Below are 17965 nucleotides of genomic sequence, written 5' to 3'. Positions count from 1 at the left end.
TCCTCCTAACTTAAATCTATAAGATGCCAATGCTTCTGGTATAAATCTATAAGACGTTCTTTAAAAAGGGCGTGCTCTGGAAGGATAAGTTTAGGGTCCTGGGTTAAAAGTTCATCACGGTCTTCTATCGCCCATTTTAGCACTTCCTGGTCTTTAAAAATATCACCCGCTTTAAATTCAAAATCACCGCTTTGACGGGTGCCTAAAATTTCACCCGGCCCGCGGAGCTGCATGTCACGCTCGCCTATTTTAAAACCGTCTGTCGTTTGGCATAAAATATCAATGCGCTCTTTACTTACAGTGCTTAGATTATGCGGAACTAAAAGACAAAAGCTTTCCTCGCTGCCTCTTCCCACCCTGCCGCGGAGCTGGTGCAGGCTTGCCAAACCGAAACGCTCTGCGCTTTGTATAACCATAACCGTGGCGTTTTTAACGTCAATGCCTACTTCAATTACCGGAGTGGCGACCAAAACATCGGTTTTTTTGTCTTTAAAATCAGCCATGGCTTTTTCTTTTTCAGCCCGTTTCATCTGCCCGTGCAGCATGCCCACTTTATAAGGGGCAAAAACACCTTCAATTTTTTCAATATCTTCCTTAACGGCTTTTACGGTGAGCTTTTCACTTTCTTCAATAAGCGGGTAAACTATATAAACCTGGCGCCCTTTTTCAAGCTCGCTTTTGGCTTTTTGGTATGCTTCGCCCTCGGTAATAGAAAAAGTTGTAATCGGCTTTCTGCCTGGCGGGAGCTCCGTTATGGCGGAAACTTCCAAATCACCGTAAAAAGCAAGCGCCAAAGTTCTTGGTATCGGGGTTGCTGTCATTGTAAGCATGTCAATTTCTTTAGCTTTGTTTCTAAGTCGGGTTCTCTGCTCAACGCCAAAACGGTGCTGCTCGTCAACTACAGTCATTTTCAAATTTTTAAAGACGACATTATCCTCAATAATAGAGTGGGTGCCCACTAAAATATCAATTTTTCCTTCGGCCAAATCGGCCAAAAGTTTTTCTTTAGTTTTACCTTTAACGGAAGATGTTAAAAGCGCGGTTTTCACATCCAACCCTTTTAAAAAATTTGTAATTGTTATAAAGTGCTGTTCGGCCAAAATTTCAGTAGGGGCCATAAGCGCGGCCTGAAATTTGTTTTCAACAGCCAAAAGCATGGCGCTTAAAGCTACTGTTGTTTTACCGCTGCCAACGTCGCCTTGTAAAAGACGGGTCATCGGCAAAGTGCTTTGCATGTCTTTAAAAATCTCATTAATAACTTTTTTTTGCGCATGCGTTAACTCAAAACCTAAATTATTTTTAAAAGGAGTAAGCAAATTTGTTTTTATATGGTAGGTGTAATTTTTTTGCACCGTTTTTTGCTGTTTTTTTATACCCCAGGCCGAGGTTAAAAGCAAAAACTCCTCATAAACAAGCCTTTTGCGCGCGGCGTCAAGCTCCGGAGTATTGGAAGGGAAATGAATGGCTTTTAAAGCCTGTTTTGCCCCTAACAAAGAGCGTTTTTTTACCAAAGAAACCGGCAGGCTTTCATGCTCTTCAAACAAATATTTTTCAAGCGCAAAATGAACGGCGGTTCTAAAAAATTTACCCGTAAGCCCCTGCGTTAAAGAATAAACAGGCGTAAGGCGGTTAACGTGAATTAAACTTTCCTGCTTGTCGGCAGAGTAATATTCCTCAACCGTGATTTTGTTTGATATAAAACTTTCTTTATCCTCGCGCTTTCCTATTACCCAAACCCAAACGCCCATTTTAAAATCTTTTTTTAAACTGCCCATAGGATCAAAACGGGCTTTAAAAAAAGTGCGTTTTTTAAACCAGGTACATTCAATATTATTGCCTTTATCATCTTCCAAAAAAGCTTTAAATATGTGAACCGATTTAGCGGGAATGCTTTGCGTCCTTGCCACACGTCCTAAAAACACCACAAGCCCCTGACTGCAGAATTCATTTAAAACACCGGGCCGCCTGTCTTGGTAAGTACGAGGATAATAACGCAAAATGTCCGAGACTGTGTTAATTCCCAGCCTCTCAAACATAGCCGCCCTGGCAGGCCCTACTCCTTTTAAAAATTTAATATCCATTAAAACCGCCGCTTATAATATTTCCAGACCTTACTTATTTTAAAATCCTTACAGATAACGATACCAAAAATACTACTTATCTTCCAATAAATTTTTGTCTCTCAAATGCCTGTGGTAAGTTATGCCGAAGCGGTGCACCTCGTCTCGCATTTCCATAAGCAGGTTTAAGGCAGGATCGCCTATAGGCAGTTTAATGCTTTCGCTGCGGCCGGTAACAAAAATTTCTTCTTCCCGTTTAGCTAAGGAAATAAATTTCATTTTAACACCCGCTCTTTGGGCTGCGGCTTCAGCCATACCAAGCTGGCCTTTCCCGCCGTCAATAACCATTAAATCAGGTAGCGCGCCGCCAGCTTTTTTTAAGGCCGCAAGGCGTCTGCCCACAATTTCCGTCATCATCAAAAAGTCGTCATTGCCGGTGCCGGGCAAAACGGACTTAATTTTAAACCTGCGGTAATGCGCGTGATGTTTTTTACCGTCAATATAACAAACCATACTGCCTACCGCGTAACGCCCGTAAAGACCAGAAGTGTCAAAAGTTTCTATATGCCTGGGCACTTTGGCAAAGCCCAAAACTTCGCCCAGCCTTTTTACTTTAGAAGACGCGTCTATGGCTGACAATATTTTTTCGTCCTTATATTCACTTACCAAAATGCGTTCGGACATGCGTTCTAAGGTGTTTAAAAAATCTCTGTACCTGGCGGCTGATTCATAATCCATATTTTTACTGGCCATTTTCATGGCTTTTGCCAAACCGTGTTTCATTTTACCGAAATTGCCTTCTGCGAAATCCCTAAACCGCTGCACTATTTTTTGGTAATCCTTATAAGAAATTTTTCCCGCGCAGGGAGCGGGGCATTGCCCTGTGTGAAAATAAACGCAAGTTCTTATTTTACGTTCGTCTAACGGTTTAGAAAGGCTGAAATTCCATTTACACGGCCTTAACGGGGCAAAACCGCTTGTCCACAAAAAACGCAAAAGACTTTTAATAGCGAAAGCGTTGGGGTGCGGACCGTAATATTCGCCCGGTCCTTTTTTGTTTCTAGTCAGCAATCCCCTGGGGAAATCTTCATCGCTTATTTTTATATAAGGATAAGATTTATCGTCTTTACCATCGGTATTAAAAAAAGGTTTGTATTTCTTTATTAGACGGCTTTCAAGCACCAAAGCGTCCCGCTCGCTGGCCGCCACAATATAATCTATTTTGGCCACAAGCGGCAGCAAACTCGGCAAAAGCCAGCCGCGGCTATGGAGGTTAGACTCCAAAAAATACTGCCGCACGCGCGCCGCCAAATTTTTAGCTTTACCGATATACAAAACCTCGCCCAGGCCGGAACGCATTATGTATACACCGGGAGATTTTGGTAAAATATTAAAGTTAACGCTCATAATATTATTATAAATTATAAAAAAGAGGTTGACCGTACTCTTGCAAATAAAGTAAAATATTTTAACAAGTTATACAGAGGTAATATAAATATATGGCAAAACTTAAAACCGGCAGACACACAAGCGCACTTAAAGCACAACGTCAAGCCGAAAAAAGAACTTCAAGAAATAAAGGTTTAATAAAAACTGTTCGCGTAACAACAAAAGAAGTACGCGCACAAGTAGCAACAAAAGACACTAAAGCCGTTGAAACTTTAAAAAAGGCAGTTTCAGCCGCAGACAAAGCCGCTAAAAAAGGCGTTATCCACTGGAAAACAGCCGCGAGAAAAAAAAGCAAACTTACTAAACTCGTAAACAGTTCAAAATAAAAAACTTTTTAAAGCCGCTGCGATCGCAGCGGTTTTTTTTGTTTTATTTTCAGGTTTTTATGCTAAACATTATTTTACGGTTAAGCCCGTTTAAATCATAAAGCTTTATGCTAAAATAATCTTATGACAAAAAAAAGTTACTTTTTTATTACTATAATTGTTGCCTGCATCGCCGTTTTAATAGCGTACAGGGGTTACGGCATTTACCAAAGGCATGTTGAAAGAATTAACGCTCAGCAGGAAAACGAAATGCCGTCAATGTTTGGAAGCATAAGCGCGGAAACGCCCGAAAGCGAGCCGCCGCAAAGCGGAGTGGCTTTATATGTGCCCCCTTCGGAAGTTAAAACTCCGCTTGATACCACGCACAGCCAAATGCCTCCCAGCAGGCACCAGGTAAAACCAAACATCCAATCCGGAGTTATGCCTCCGTCCGCTAATGATTTTCCTTTAGACCCTGTACCGGAATTGCCGCAAGTTTCAACCAACGCCGAAGTACAGAAAAAGGCGGAAAATGTATTTAAAAAATATTCGGAAAATCCTTTGATAAAGCAATTTAACCAAGATATGCAAAAAGCCGGCGCTTATAATATGGACTTTGCTAAACTTGCCGGACAAGATATCAACCAAGTGTTAAGCGCAAACCCGCAACTGCAGCAGGTTTTTATGAAATACGCGCAAAATCCTGAGTTTTTAAAACTCATACAGCAGTTGCAAACAGACCCGGAGGTCAAGCAGGTTACCCAACAATTACGCCAACAAAATTAATATAATTTTGTATATTATCTTTAAAGTTATTTATAATTAATATTTAATAAACTTTTGGAGGAAGGATGAACGAAGATACACGCAAGCCGTTAAATTCGTTATTTATTATTCTAATTAAAACCGTAATTCTGGTTACCATAGTTATGTGCACTTTTTTCATTGTGTACCCCAACGCTTGCCAAAATTACTGGTCAGACAACAGAACGGAAGATCCTTCAATATTAGATATAAATAAACCGTTAAAACCTGTTAATTCAGATACCAAAGCAATGGAAGACGCTATGCCTTCAGACGATAATTTTGCTGATTCGCCGGCACAAACCGCGCCCGCGAAAGGTGATAAAAATTATATAAAAGTTCACGAGCCGGAACCGCAGGCCGAGCCGGGATCCGACCAGGAAGAACTTATTAAAAAACAGCAGGCTGAGCAAGACGCTTTTGATTACGAAGTTGTTAAAAGATATGTGGCTATAGAAAAAGAATATCTGGCTAATCACCCTAACGATAAAAACGCATCCATAGTTATAACGGCGCAGGTTATGCAAGAAGCTCAAATAACACAGGAAGACTGGAATGAAATAATACTAAAAGGAACTGATAAGGGCTGGTTTAACGAGCTTAGAAAACAAAAATAAGTTTAGTTAAATGATTTTATAAAAAAAGAGCCGCCTAAAAGGCGACTCTTTTTTTATAACTTAATATAGGCGGCTTTCCATATGTTTTATTTATTGTCTTTACGCCAAAGCCAAGGCTCCTGCGGCGAGCGCATATTCCAAAGCCCTTTTTTACGGGCCTTTGCCTCCTCTTGCAAGGTTACCCAATAAGTACACCTCTCTATACGGCAATACTGTGGGTAAACCCAGGCGTAGCCCCGCTCTACCATAAGCCGGTTAATATCTTCTCCGCGTAAAGTTAAAAGCCCTACCGGGCGTCCATATCTGTCTATATCAATAATATCGGCTTCAATATCTTCTCCGGCAATTACGGAAGATAATGCCTTTTTGGCGGTGGAACCATAATCTTGCTTTTTTTCAGGAGCGTCTATTCCATAAAGCCTTATTTTTATTTTTTCTCTTTGCGGACTTAATAAAGTTACGGTATCCCCGTCAGATACTTTAACTACCCTTCCCTGTACAATGCCTTTTACGGGACGGTATTCTTTATATATAACGGCGTCTTTACCAAAATAAACTATTATAACAGCGGCAACAAGCGCCATTATTTTATTAAGCTGCTTCTTTGATTTTCTGCCCTGTTTTCTTTTAGCCATAAAATAAATGCCAAATTGGTTTTTATAACAGTTATTTTATCAATTAAAGAGGTTTTTGCATTTTTTAGCTTTTTACCAGGGCGCGGTTTAACTTCCGAATAAAAAAAGAAGCTTTTTGCTCGGCAATCTAATAAAAAGGCCGCTCTTTCAAGCGGCCTTTTTTACTATTTAACTTCTAAAAGCTCTATTTCAAATATCAATACAGAGTTAGGCAAGATAATTCCCCTTTGCCTGTTGCCGTAAGCAGTTTCGGGCGGGCATATTAATTTAGCTTTGCCGCCGGGGCGCATTTCCTGAAGGCCTTTTGTCCAACAAGGAATAACGCCTGTTAAAGGAAATTCCGCCGGTTCGCCGCGAAGGACAGAGCTATCAAAAACCGTTCCGTTAATGAGCGTTCCGTGATAATTAACCTTAACCGTATTCTCCGGTGTCGGAGCATTGCCTTTACCTTTTGTTATAGTATGCACTAAAATACCGCCCTCAAGTTCTTTTGTATTTCTCTCTTTTTTTGCAGCGGCTAAAAATTTCTTCTTTTCCTCGTCTCTTTTAGCGGTTATTTTTTTAGTGTCTTCCTCATATCTTTTAATAATAAGCGGTTTATATTGGTTGATATCAGTTTGGCTGGGGTTATTCATCAAATTATCCCTCATGCCCTGCGATATGTACTTATATTCATTTTCATCTTCAATAATAAGATTGCTTTTAACGCTTTCAACCATCAGGTAACCCAAAGAATATAAGGTTTTTGCCTTTTCTTCCTGCTCTTTTAAAACGGGATCAACAACCTCCTCCCCCGCAGAAACTTCGGTATTGGCAGGTACGGCCGAGGTTTGCGCCAAAACAGCTATATGTGTTAAAAGTAAACCCAATACTAATAATTTTTTCATCTGCTATCTCCTTTCCAAATAATCATATAATCTGTCTTTAATTTCTTTGCCCGCACTTTGGCCTATATCGTCCATAGTCCTTTTAACGGCTTCTTCCGTGCGTGAGGAGCCTTGTCTTCCGCTTATGCTAAAACGCGCAAAAATTCCGCCTGTTTCCACATCTTTTAAACCTACGGTAGCCGTTGCACTGCACCAGTAAAGCCCTTCTAACCGTTTTGACGGATATTCAACTATTTCACTGTTAACGTCTACTGATATATCGGCTTCCTGGTTAATAGCCACGCTTAAACCCATTTCATTAAGAGCGTTAATAATATGTGTATGCAGAATTTCACTGTTTTTACCCAATACCTGAAGGGAAAATCTTACATCGTTCATTGACTGGTATACTATATTTTTCAATGAGGAGAAATTTTGCGGGTCATACCCCTGTCCGGTATAATCTATTTTTTCATGCAGGTCCTCAAGCGCGTTTCTTTTTAATAAAAGAGGCTGTATTTTAAGCGCTGTTTTTACTTTGGCAAATTTATCCTGTTTCATATTAAACTGCATAACCAAACCCGCGAGCTGCGAGTCCATAGCGTCCAAGTTATTTTTAATCATATTTTTGGCGACCTTTCTTTCCAAGGCGGCTATGGCGTAATAAGTATTTGTTTGCTTATCTTTCCATGTTTCTTCAATAAACGCATGGTTGTAAATATCCGCCACAACAGGCATTTGCCCCGCTGAAGTAGCATTAAAGAAAGCCTGAATATCGGCTTTGGCCCTTTCCTGGGCCTCTTTTTTATCCTGGGCAAAGCCTACACCCGTAATATATTTTTCCGAGGATACTTTAGAAAGTTTATAACTTAAAGTATTCTTATTTACCGTGGAACATGCCGCTAAAATTACAGCACACACAGTCAACGCCAATATTTTTTTCATATAACACCTCTTTTTAAAATTTTATTTGCCTGTTCTGTGATGCAAATAAATTCTTTCTCCTGCTTTAATTTCTATATTATCAAAATCTTTAACCTCTATGGCGTTACCCATGGAGTCATAGGCGGTAAAAATTATTTTATGGTAACCGGGTTCGACAAAAACTCTGCTCATTCTTATTTCCCCAGGCAGGGTAAACCACATTCTTGTGTCCGCGCGCTCGGTAGCGGCGTTAAAAGCGCTTACCATCATACCAGCTATCATACCCCAGTTTTCATTATCCGTAGCTTTTGTGGCGGCATGCCTTGCCTGGGTGGCTATAATCTGTTTTATAACCGCTCTCGCTACCATTTTAGCCATTATTGAAGGCATTCTTTCATCTAATTCTTCTTTAGCAAGTGCCGATAAATTATGCACAAGCACGGTATCTTGTTTAACAGAGCCTACTCTTACCGAAGACCCCGCCGTACTAAACGGCACAGGTGTTAAAACAGGGTAAGCTATGGTGACGGCGTTGCCCATAATGCCCGCAACGACAGCGTTTTGCACGGAGGAATCCGCATTGGCAAGGTCGTCCGTACCTACAGTCATTGACATCGCCCTGTCCCACGCTATCTGAATAGTCTGGGAGCGTATTATAGGTATATGCCCGTTATAATGGACAAATATAATTTCCCCCATTTTATCCGCGTTAGAAGGGACAGTAAAATCCGGCTTCGGCACATTATAAAAAGACGCAAAACGCTCATACGCGTTAAAAGCGTTTGCCCTGGCTATCCTTGCCGAGGATAAATTACCCTCGCTTTCAAATAACAAACTGGCGAAATACTGTACAAAAGGATCATCATTATACCCTTTATGCTTATTTTTTCTTAAATTGTCCAAATAAAAAACTGCTTTTCTGGCTTCAACCAAAGCACCTGACAAATTGTTCATGGCTAAAAAATTCATAGCCCTGTAAAAATAGGTCATGGCTCTTTCATAATCGGCCCCTTCATAGGCGGCCGTAAGTTCGTTTTTTACCAGCGTTCCTACCGACTGGCTTACGCTTGTTGTAAAAAGCTCATCAATTCTTTGCTGGGCCAGGTCAAAATTTTTATCACTCTCTTCATGTTTTTTGGCGTCATGCTGCACGGTGCCTAAATCCAAATAATAAATTAAAGAATCTTTTTCCCTGTAAACCTTATTTTTTTGGTCTTCAATTTTAGCTGTGGCAGAAGAGTAATTACCCTCGTTAATCTCCTTGTTTACGTTCTGTCTGAAATTAAAAGAAGACCTGCACCCGCAGATAACAAGAATTATAAGCAGAAATATACAGGTCTTCTTCATAAATTAGTCCCTTCCCGGCCCTACCACTTTGCGGAACGTTTAAGTACGTATTTTTTAATCTTTTTCTCGCCGTTCCAAACTATCTGGTTAGTTTCAATATTTATAAGTTTTAAATTGACTTGGTAATAAACAACGCTTCTTTTACCTTCCTGATCAACTATGGAATTAAGCACGCCGCTTAACATGAAGTCTGCGCCTACTTCCCTGCCAAAAGCTTTCCTTGTAAGTTCGGAGGCGAACTCATCCTGTTCCAGACGTTCTGTTCTTACTTCGCCGCGTTCATTTTTGCTTGCCACAAAGTTTACTTTGCCGCTGTTAATTAAAGCGCGCTGCATATTTTCAATGAAGGTATCGGTATTAATATGCTCCATGCTTTGGTTGTTAACCGTTCCCACTATTATGGTAGGCTCTTTACCTTTTGAGGTTAAAAATCTGTTATACCAAACACGGCTTAAGCAGTCAGAAATCATTTCTTCCGCCACCATTTGGGAATCAGTGTCATTCCAACCACCGCTGAGATCTTTTACCGTACCGGCGTCCATCCTTTCAACTTTGGTGGAGCAGGCGCAGAAAATAAAGGCTGCCATAAGTACCGCTAATATCTTTTTCATAGTATTTACTCCCTTTCAAAAATATACACCTATAATTTATATTACTAATTATTAAATGCAAATTCATATATTTTATTATAAGATTGGGTTTTGGCAAACAAAATTGTATACTGTATATATACATTTAAGATTTTCTGAAAAAGGTGTTTTATGGAATTTATTTTTTCTGCAGTTTTTACTCTTCTTATGGTTATGGACCCCTTTGGCAATATGCCTATATTCATAACGGCTTTACGGAAAGTGTCGCCCGAAAGAAGGCGTTTTATTTTAATAAGAGAACTTTGTATAGCCCTATTAATAATGTTGGCGTTTGTGTTTTTAGGAAGGCAGTTTTTGGGGATGATGGGTATTAAAGAGTATTCTTTAAGCATAGCCGGTGGTTTAATGCTTTTCATAATATCGCTTAAACTTGTTTTCGGAAGTTCCGAAGATCCGGGCGCAAACCCGAAAGATGAAGAACCTTTTGTAGTTCCTTTGGCCATACCGCTTGTAGCGGGCCCCGGTTCACTGAGCACAATAATGATTTTATCCGCCCAAAGCCCAAGCAAAAGCATTATCTGGATGGCCGTTTTAATAGCGTCAGCGTTAAATCTTATAATTTTATTATTCTCATTCCCCATTAGCAATTTACTCGGGAGAAGAGGCCTTTTAGCTTTGGAAAGGCTTACCGGCATGCTGCTTGTTTTATTATCTGTTAACATGGTCATGTCCGGAGTGGCTGACTTTATGGCAAAAGGATTTTAAAAATGAAAAAACTTTTTATAACAGCTTTACTTTTATTACCGCTTACAATGTTCGGCAAAGATTTGGTTAGGGTAGCCGTATTTACCTCTCCCGCCTGCGTTCACTGCAACCATATGAAGCAGGATAAATTTGTTGAAAAATTAAAAAAAGAATATGGTTCAAAAATTGAAATTATAAATATTGACACATCCGACGCGCAAGGCAGCATTATTTTTAAAGAATCGGCCGAGGCTTACGGTAAAGATTTTGGCGTACCCGCCATGGCCATAGGCGAAACATACCTGCAGGGTTACCCCGCGCAAATAGCTTTTTACGCCGGCCCGGCAGTTGAAAGAGCTTTGGCTAACAACGAAACAACCAAAATAACGGTAAAAGAAGTAAAAGCTGAGGACGAATTTAACAAACTTACGTTTTCAACCATTGTTTTAAGCGGTTTGGCGGACGGCATTAACCCGTGCGCTTTCGCCGTAATAATATTTTTTGTTTCTTTCCTTGCCGTTTACGGATATAATAAAAAAGAAGTTGTTTACGTCGGCAGCGCTTACTGCCTTGCAGTATTTTTGGCCTACTTTTTAATAGGGCTGGGCCTTTTTGAGTTTTTATACGCAATGAGCGGCTTTGCCTACGTAATAAAAATATTTTACTTTTTGGCCGCCGCGCTTTGTTTTGTTTTCTTTCTGCTTAGTTTATATGATTTTATTATTTACCAAAAAACAAAAAAATCGGACGGCATGCTTTTGCAACTGCCCAAAAATTTAAAACTCAAAATAAATAAAATAATAGGTTTTTTTATGCGCGGTAAAGAGGGCGAAGGCCGCCACCCGCTGCGCCTTATAGTAGCCGCTTTCTGCGTAGGTATTTTAGTATCTTTAGTTGAATCTGTATGCACAGGACAGGTTTACGTGCCCACAATAGTTTTGATAATGAAAGATCCCCATTTCAGAACGAGGGCCGTCTCATATCTTATCTTATACAACCTGCTTTTTATTTTACCTCTTCTTATTGTTTTCGGTTTTACATTGCTGGGACATAAGTCTGAAAAAGTTAACTCTTTATTTAAAAAACACCTCGGGATAACAAAACTTTTGCTTGCTTTGGTGTTCTTAGGTTTATTTATAATGTTGGTTATTGTTTAAGAGGCCGCATGATAATGACTGATGAAGGGATAGTTCTTATCCGCCAAAATTTTAGAGAAGCGGACAGAATGGTTTCCTTATACACAAAAAGCTATGGAAGGCTTAACCTAAGGTTCCCCAGCGTTAATAAATCCGCCGGTAAACTAAAAGCGTTAAGCGAGCCTTTTGTGCACGCCAATTACCGCATTTACGTTAAAAGAGGCGCGGTTATAGGCTGTGTTACGGGCGGTAAAATTGAAAGCGTTTTCCCGCAAATAAGGCAAGACGGCCCCAAAACTAAAATGGCTTTGCACTTTTGCGAACTTATGTTCAGGCTTACGCCCGAACACCAACCGAGTGAAGAAAAATTTTTATTACTGCAAGAAGCGTTAAATTCCCTTCAAAAAACAGACTGTAACCCTTCTTTAAGTCCAGCTTTTATACTGCGACTTATGACTTTGGCGGGCTTTGGTATGGATAAACCCGCTTTAGGTATACCTGCCGCTTTTTGGGAAACTTTGCATAATGCGGATTTTGAAAACCTTGGCTTTACTTCCCCCCAAGACCTCCTTAACTTAAACAAATCTGCTTATATTTGCAGAAGGTTTTTAAACAGATACCTTACCTACCCGCTTAATACTTTAAAAGACGAAGATATTTCCGACATGGCTAGAAACCTTGATAACTATGACAGCGAATTCGAGGCCGAAACCCAGCCCGCCGCCGCTTATTAGGCCCTTTTCCATTCCGCACACAAAGTTAAAAAATAGTAAAATTTAATATATGAACTTTCAAGATATAATATTTACATTACAAGATTATTGGAAAAAACAGGGTTGTATAGTAGGACAGCCGTATGATGTGGAGAAAGGCGCGGCTACCTTCAGCCCCTATACATTTTACGGGTCGCTCACTTCAAAGCCGACCTCGGCCGCTTACGCTGAACCATGCCGCAGACCCGCGGACGGAAGATACGGCGAAAACCCTAACAGATTAGGCAAATATTACCAGTTTCAGGTAATAATAAAACCGGCGCCTTCAAATATTCAGGAACTTTACCTTAACTCACTTAAAGCTATAGGCCTTGACCCCAAAGAACATGACGTACGCTGGGTTGAGGATGACTGGCAGTCCCCTACATTGGGCGCAAGCGGCGTGGGCTGGGAAGTTTGGCTTGACGGTATGGAAGTTACACAATTTACTTATTTCCAAAATATGGCCGGTTATGCCCTTAACCCCATAACAGTTGAAATTACTTACGGGCTTGAGCGTATAGCCATGTATTCCCAAAAGAAAGATAATGTTTATGGCATTATGTGGAATAATACCCGCTCTTACGGGGATTTATTTTTAGAAGGCGAAAAACAATTTTCCCGCTATCATTTTGAACAGGCTAACATTGAACATTTAAGACGCTACGTAGAAGAAAATGAGGAAGAATGTAAACGTCTTTGTTCTATGGGCTTGTACCTTCCTGCTTATGAATGCGCTATGCGAGTATCACATTACTTTAATATGTTAGAAGCTCGCGGCGCTATAAGCGTGTCCGACCGTACTAACATAATTGCAAAAATACGCTCGCTTGCCAAACTTTGCGCTACCGAGTATATAAAGGCTGTCGAACCCGAGGTTATCAAATAATATGAAAAACGCATTGTTAGAAATCGGGGTTGAACATTTACCCGCGAGATTTGTTGAAGGCGCTTTAAGGCAAATGGAAGCCTTAGCCGCCGAGCAATTTGCAAAATATAATATTTCTTACGCGTCTTTACGCGCTTTCGGAACTTTTAGGAAAATAGCCCTTCACATTGAAGGCCTTGAACCCAAATCAAAAGATATTTCCAAAGAAATTAAAGGCCCGCCTGCTAAACTTTTAAAAGACGCAAACGGCAATTTTACTCCTCAAAGCGCAGGATTCGCGCAAAAAAACGGTATTAAGCCTGAAAAACTTTCCGTAGTTGAAACGCCAAACGGCCCTTTTATTTATGCCAAAATAAAAATTAAAGGTGAAGCCACTAAAAAACTTTTACCACAGATTTTTACAAATATTGTAACTTCTTTACAGTTCCCCAAAAACATGGTATGGGAAGAAAGCGGCCTTCGTTTCGCACGTCCTATACGCACCTTAATAGGTTTATACGGTGACGCTGTTATAAAATTTAAAGTAGCCGGCGTTGAAAGCGGCAGAACAACGTGGCCTTTATCTTCATTTGGTACGAAAGGCATAAAAATAGCCTCGGCCGACAGCTACATAGAAACGCTTAAAAATCAGCCGCAACCTATTTTGGCCGAACCTGAAGAAAGAAAAGAAGTTCTTGCTAAAGCCATTGCTAAAGAAGGGGAATTAAGAAATTTAACCTCCGTCATAAGTGAGGATTTGCTTAACGAAACCGTTTATATGACAGAACACCCCGTAGCAGTGCCGGGCGATTTTGAAATAAGGTTTTTAACCTTGCCAAAAGAGCTTATCATAACCGTTTTAAAGAAACAGATAAAAATGTTTCATATGGTAAACAAAGACGGCGGTATTGAGCCTTACTTTATAGCCGTGAGGGACGGCATGTCCGTTAACCAGCAGGAAGTTATGGAAGGCTTTAAAAAGGTTATGTCGGCAAGATTAAGCGACGCAATTTTCTTTTATAACCAGGATTTAAACAAAGGTTTAAACGCTTTTAAAGAAAAGCTTGCCACAGTACGTTTTATTGACGGACTTGGAACAATGCTTGATAAAACCGAGAGAACAAAAAAGCTGGCCCTTTGGCTGGCTGAAAAATGCGGTGCGAAAAAAGATATTGTTGGGCAGGCGGCCGATTATTGTTACGCTGATTTAACTTCGTCAGTAGTCTATGAATTTCCGGAACTGCAGGGTTATATGGGCGGCGTTTACGCTTTAAAAGAAAATAAACCAACCGAAACTGCGAAAGCGTTGGAAGAGTTTTACTTCCCGCTTACATCAACGTCCGAACTTCCTTCAACTTTGGAATCCGCCATAGTTTCTTTAGCCGGCAAAATGGACGCTGTTACAGGCAACTTTTTAACAGGCCAAATACCTACCGGCAGTGAAGACCCTTTCGCTTTAAGACGCCAGGCCATAGGCATTGTAAGAATGATGCTTGATTATAATATGCCCATTGCGCCTAAGGAATTAGTTGATTACTCCGTTAAACTTTATGAAAAAGAAACTGATGTATATTGCGCTTTGGAAGCGTTTTTAGACGCTCGCATGTCTAACTTATTAGAAAACGAGTCCATAGATACCAAGGTAATTATGTGCGTTTCCGGCAATGCCGCCAAACCTTTTACACACACGCTCCAAGTAGCTAAAGCTCTTCAAAACATGAAAGAAAATGAAGACCTTAAAACCGTGGGCGAAAGCGCCAAACGCGTTATAAACATATTAAAAAAAGCCGAGTTTGACGCTGCCTCAGTTAACAGCACACTGTTTGAGCATGACGCGGAAAGAAATCTTTTAACTGCCGTTGAAAAAACGGAAAAAGAACTTATCAAATATAACAAAACTCTAACCGTAAAAGATTGTGAGGAAATATTTGCTTTACTCGCCGGTTTTAAAGGGGAGCTTGCCTCTTTTTTTGATTCGGTTATGGTTAACAGTGATAAAGAGGAAATTAGGAAAAACAGGCTTAACCTGCTTAATAAAACTGCTTCTTTATTAACAGTAATAGCTGATATCACAAAATTAAATTAGCTGTTTCGTTTTAACAAATACAAAACTCCCCGGGCCAAGCCCGGGGTTTCTTGTTTTAAAACTTTACTTTTTCGATTGCTCTAAAATAACAAAACAATATTTCCTTATGCATGGTTAAAGCGCAGGCGGCGTAGAAATAAAACTGCCAATCTTTAAGCTTACGCGAAAACTTTTCACGGCACAATAAAAAATCCCGGAATATAATTCCGGGATTTTTGTATTAAAGCAATTTAAAGCATTATTTATTTTCTACTTTAACTTCAGGCGCTTTAGAGTTCATTTTACTTCTGGGACCGCCTTTGCGCTGTCCGTCTTTAGGACCCTTAAAATCACCTTTAAAACTTTTGCGTTCGCCTTTATCGCAACCGCATTCTTTACCTTCGGAACATTCGGCTTTATCGCATTTTCTTTCTTTGCCAAATTTAGAAAAGTTTCCTTCCTTTATCATTTCAGCTTTTTTCTGGTTTATATTCTTTTTATCTTTCTTCTTTTCGGAAAGTTTCTTTTTAGCTTCTTTAAGCTTTTTTTCCGAATCGTCAAGACGTTTTTGGAACATCGCTATTTCAGCATCCGTTTCTTCGGCTACTTTTTGGTTTATTTTAGCTTCAACCGCTTTCTTTTCAGCGTCAGTTTTAGCGTTAGCGTATTCCTCATGAAGAGCTTTATTTTCTTTCATTTTATTTTTAAAGTGCTCTCTCATACCTTCCATATCTGCCTTGCCGGGATATTTTTTAGAACCTTGTCCCATAGGCTGGGCGTTTACAAAAACTGCAAGTAAACATACTGCAAAAAAGCCCGCTAATATTTTTTTCATAACTATCCTCCCTTATATTGTTTCAAGATATTCCAAAACTTCGCTTAAATCGGAATCAAATTGATCAAAATTTGTTTCAACCGCCGAACTGTATATGTCGGTATCTATCCGCCCCAAACTATTTTTTGATAACATATACGGGACAGCAAACACAATAAAAACAGTTAAAGCGCCAGTAAGCAAAGTCTTATAACTAAACGCCGAAAACAGATTTTTTATTGCATATTTGTTTTTCTTTGCAGCCGCTGCCATAATGTTGTCAATAACAGCCTGTGAAGGAGCTAAAGAAGTTTTGTTTAATTCTTTAGACACAGCCTTAGAAACGGCGTTTATTTTTTCCGCTTCCCCGCTGTCAGGGCTTATTCCCATATATTTAAAAAGTTCATCATTCTGCATAAACGGCCTCCGATGATTCAAAATTATTAATTGTTAGTTGTTGCTGCATTTTTTTATATCCTCTGCTGGCTCTGGCAAGCACTGTGCCGATAGGGCAGCTCAGCAATTGGGCTATTTCTTTAAAACTCATTGTTTGACGCATTATTATTATTTCTTTTTGCTCAAGCGGAAGCATATTTAAAGCTTTATTAACCGCTTCCGCATCTTCTAAATTAAGAAGAAAATCTAAAGGTTCTTTCTCTTTGGACTGAACGGTTTCGTGAAGGCTAAAACCCTCTTCAACAACAGCATCCAAAGACTGAAGATCCGTGCCGCTTTGTCTGAAATAATCCATACACTTATTCCTGCTTACCGTAAAAAGCCAGGCTTTAAAATTTGAGTTCTCCTTATAAATATACGGATTTTTAATAATTTTCAAAAACACTTCTTGAAAAATATCCTCAGCGACTGAAGCATCTTTAACATAAGAAATTATAAATGTATATAACGGTGTTTTATATTTCTCTATAAGCAGCCCTAAAGAAAAAGTATCGCCTTTCTTAAATTGTTCCAATAATTCATTATCTGCGGTTTCACTCATAAATTTCTATCCCTATATTATAACAACGGTAAAAAAACTTTTTTATTGCATAAAAAAGGCGGTTTTTAATCCGCCTTTTTATTTAAAACCGTAATCCGTTTTTGTATTTATTTAAGCGCGAATTTATTTTTGTCTGGCTAAGTTCTAACAGTTTATTTATACTAAAACTTTCTATTCCGAAACTGGCCATGACGCCGCCTACGGCCATTGCATTTTTAATGGCATACAAGGTATTCCATTTGGGAAGACTTGCCAGATAACCGGTAAAAGCCCCTCCGAAAGTATCTCCCGCACCCGTAGTGTCATAAATGTTTTCAACTAAAAACGGGGGAAGCTGGGCCATGCCGAGCGGGCTTATAAACATAGCGCCGTTGGGACCAAGCTTTATAATAACGTGTTTAGCGCCAAGTTTTAAAATATCTTTACCGGCTTTAATTAAATTATATTCCCCGGTAAGCATTCTTGCCTCAGATTCATTTACAAATAAAATATCCGTATTTTTAATAACTTTTTTAACCGCTTTTTTATTTGAATTAATCCAATAGTTCATAGTGTCGCAGGTAATAAGTTTAGCGCCGTCCATTTGTTTAATAAGACTTAATTGGATTTCAGGGTCAATATTTCCCAAAAAAGCGTATTTGCATTTTTTATGTGAACTGAGAATGCGGGGTTTAAAATTGGCAAAAACGTTCAAGTCCGTCACTTTTGTATACGCGTTTTTAAAATCCTTATCATATTCGGCGGCCCAAAAAAAGGTTTTGCCTTCCTCTACTTTTACGCCTTGGGTATCAACGCCGCGCTTTTTAAAAGGAGCAAAATGTCCGTTGCTAAAATCGGTTCCCACAATACTTATTAAATGCGTTCTGGCAAAATAACTTGCCGCAACCGAAGCATATGAGGCGGACCCGCCCAAAACCATATCTACGCGGCCCCTGCAGTTAGTAACTGTATCAAAACCAAGCGTGCCTACTACAAGTATTTCTTTTTGCAAA

The 17965-nt window shown here is 39.7% G+C and carries 19 protein-coding genes; 8 read left to right on the top strand and 11 right to left on the bottom strand.

Annotated elements, in window-relative coordinates:
- Positions 1–5: 5 nt before the first annotated feature.
- Together recG and EMIN_RS01005 are read right to left on the bottom strand one after the other, a co-directional pair.
- Positions 6–2081, bottom strand: coding sequence for an ATP-dependent DNA helicase RecG (gene recG / locus EMIN_RS01010; protein ID WP_012414377.1), 2076 nt, complete (start codon positions 2079–2081; stop codon positions 6–8).
- Between the two features lie 72 nt (positions 2082–2153).
- Complete coding sequence (locus tag EMIN_RS01005; protein WP_012414376.1) at positions 2154–3467, bottom strand: GIY-YIG nuclease family protein; 1314 nt, start codon at positions 3465–3467, stop codon at positions 2154–2156.
- A 92-nt stretch (positions 3468–3559) separates the two neighbouring features.
- Here EMIN_RS01005 and rpsT point away from each other — a divergent pair, with 92 nt between their 5' ends.
- The 3 genes from rpsT to EMIN_RS00990 all read left to right on the top strand — a co-directional run bounded on the left by rpsT (position 3560) and on the right by EMIN_RS00990 (position 5235).
- On the top strand, positions 3560–3835 hold the full coding sequence (gene rpsT / locus EMIN_RS01000; RefSeq protein ID WP_012414375.1) for a 30S ribosomal protein S20: 276 nt from the start codon (positions 3560–3562) through the stop codon (positions 3833–3835).
- Between the two features lie 123 nt (positions 3836–3958).
- Positions 3959–4600 (top strand): hypothetical protein, encoded by a 642-nt coding sequence (locus EMIN_RS00995; RefSeq protein ID WP_012414374.1) that lies wholly within the window; start codon positions 3959–3961, stop codon positions 4598–4600.
- Between the two features lie 65 nt (positions 4601–4665).
- Entirely contained in the window at positions 4666–5235 is a 570-nt protein-coding gene (locus EMIN_RS00990; protein WP_012414373.1) for a hypothetical protein, read from the top strand.
- 86 nt (positions 5236–5321) lie between these two features.
- Here the strand turns inward: EMIN_RS00990 and EMIN_RS00985 are convergent, their stop codons facing one another.
- The 5 genes from EMIN_RS00985 to lpoB all read right to left on the bottom strand — a co-directional run bounded on the left by EMIN_RS00985 (position 5322) and on the right by lpoB (position 9618).
- Positions 5322–5870, bottom strand: coding sequence for a thermonuclease family protein (locus EMIN_RS00985; RefSeq protein ID WP_012414372.1), 549 nt, complete (start codon positions 5868–5870; stop codon positions 5322–5324).
- Positions 5871–6034: 164 nt separating this feature from the next.
- The gene (locus tag EMIN_RS00980) at positions 6035–6757 is read right to left on the bottom strand and encodes an FKBP-type peptidyl-prolyl cis-trans isomerase (RefSeq protein ID WP_012414371.1); all 723 of its coding nucleotides are present in this window, start codon (positions 6755–6757) and stop codon (positions 6035–6037) included.
- Between the two features lie 3 nt (positions 6758–6760).
- Positions 6761–7681: a hypothetical protein gene (locus EMIN_RS00975; protein ID WP_012414370.1), complete on the bottom strand. Its 921-nt coding sequence runs from the start codon at positions 7679–7681 to the stop codon at positions 6761–6763.
- A gap of 21 nt (positions 7682–7702) precedes the next feature.
- Positions 7703–9007 (bottom strand): COG3014 family protein, encoded by a 1305-nt coding sequence (locus EMIN_RS00970; protein ID WP_012414369.1) that lies wholly within the window; start codon positions 9005–9007, stop codon positions 7703–7705.
- 20 nt (positions 9008–9027) lie between these two features.
- Positions 9028–9618 (bottom strand): penicillin-binding protein activator LpoB, encoded by a 591-nt coding sequence (gene lpoB / locus EMIN_RS00965; protein WP_012414368.1) that lies wholly within the window; start codon positions 9616–9618, stop codon positions 9028–9030.
- A gap of 150 nt (positions 9619–9768) precedes the next feature.
- Here lpoB and EMIN_RS00960 point away from each other — a divergent pair, with 150 nt between their 5' ends.
- The 5 genes from EMIN_RS00960 to glyS are packed head-to-tail and all read left to right on the top strand — an operon-like array spanning position 9769 to position 15183.
- Complete coding sequence (locus EMIN_RS00960; protein WP_012414367.1) at positions 9769–10362, top strand: MarC family protein; 594 nt, start codon at positions 9769–9771, stop codon at positions 10360–10362.
- 2 nt (positions 10363–10364) lie between these two features.
- A complete protein-coding gene (locus tag EMIN_RS00955; RefSeq protein WP_012414366.1) occupies positions 10365–11498 on the top strand; it encodes a hypothetical protein in 1134 nt (377 codons plus the stop codon).
- Positions 11499–11506: 8 nt separating this feature from the next.
- The gene (gene recO / locus EMIN_RS00950; RefSeq protein ID WP_041691221.1) at positions 11507–12211 is read left to right on the top strand and encodes a DNA repair protein RecO; all 705 of its coding nucleotides are present in this window, start codon (positions 11507–11509) and stop codon (positions 12209–12211) included.
- Positions 12212–12260: 49 nt separating this feature from the next.
- Complete coding sequence (locus EMIN_RS00945) at positions 12261–13118, top strand: glycine--tRNA ligase subunit alpha (protein ID WP_012414364.1); 858 nt, start codon at positions 12261–12263, stop codon at positions 13116–13118.
- 1 nt (position 13119) lies between these two features.
- Positions 13120–15183, top strand: a complete 2064-nt coding sequence (gene glyS, locus EMIN_RS00940) for a glycine--tRNA ligase subunit beta (protein ID WP_012414363.1) — start codon at positions 13120–13122, stop codon at positions 15181–15183.
- A gap of 238 nt (positions 15184–15421) precedes the next feature.
- On the opposite strand, the gene EMIN_RS00935 is transcribed toward glyS, so the two are convergent.
- The 4 genes from EMIN_RS00935 to EMIN_RS00920 all read right to left on the bottom strand — a co-directional run bounded on the left by EMIN_RS00935 (position 15422) and on the right by EMIN_RS00920 (position 17964).
- On the bottom strand, positions 15422–15997 hold the full coding sequence (locus EMIN_RS00935; RefSeq protein WP_012414362.1) for a hypothetical protein: 576 nt from the start codon (positions 15995–15997) through the stop codon (positions 15422–15424).
- Between the two features lie 12 nt (positions 15998–16009).
- Positions 16010–16393 carry a hypothetical protein gene (locus tag EMIN_RS00930; RefSeq protein WP_012414361.1) on the bottom strand — a complete coding sequence of 128 codons (384 nt, stop codon included), beginning with the start codon at positions 16391–16393 and terminating at the stop codon, positions 16010–16012.
- On the bottom strand, positions 16383–16973 hold the full coding sequence (locus tag EMIN_RS00925; RefSeq protein WP_012414360.1) for an RNA polymerase sigma factor: 591 nt from the start codon (positions 16971–16973) through the stop codon (positions 16383–16385). Before EMIN_RS00925 ends, EMIN_RS00930 begins: the two co-directional genes overlap by 11 nt.
- 82 nt (positions 16974–17055) lie before the next feature.
- Complete coding sequence (locus EMIN_RS00920) at positions 17056–17964, bottom strand: PfkB family carbohydrate kinase (RefSeq protein WP_012414359.1); 909 nt, start codon at positions 17962–17964, stop codon at positions 17056–17058.
- Position 17965: the final 1 nt, after the last annotated feature.

The sequence above is a fragment of the Elusimicrobium minutum Pei191 genome (assembly GCF_000020145.1).
GTDB classification, from domain to species: domain Bacteria; phylum Elusimicrobiota; class Elusimicrobia; order Elusimicrobiales; family Elusimicrobiaceae; genus Elusimicrobium; species Elusimicrobium minutum.
Note: the sequence above shows the minus strand (reverse complement) of the source record. Positions and strands in the feature narration are given on the sequence as shown.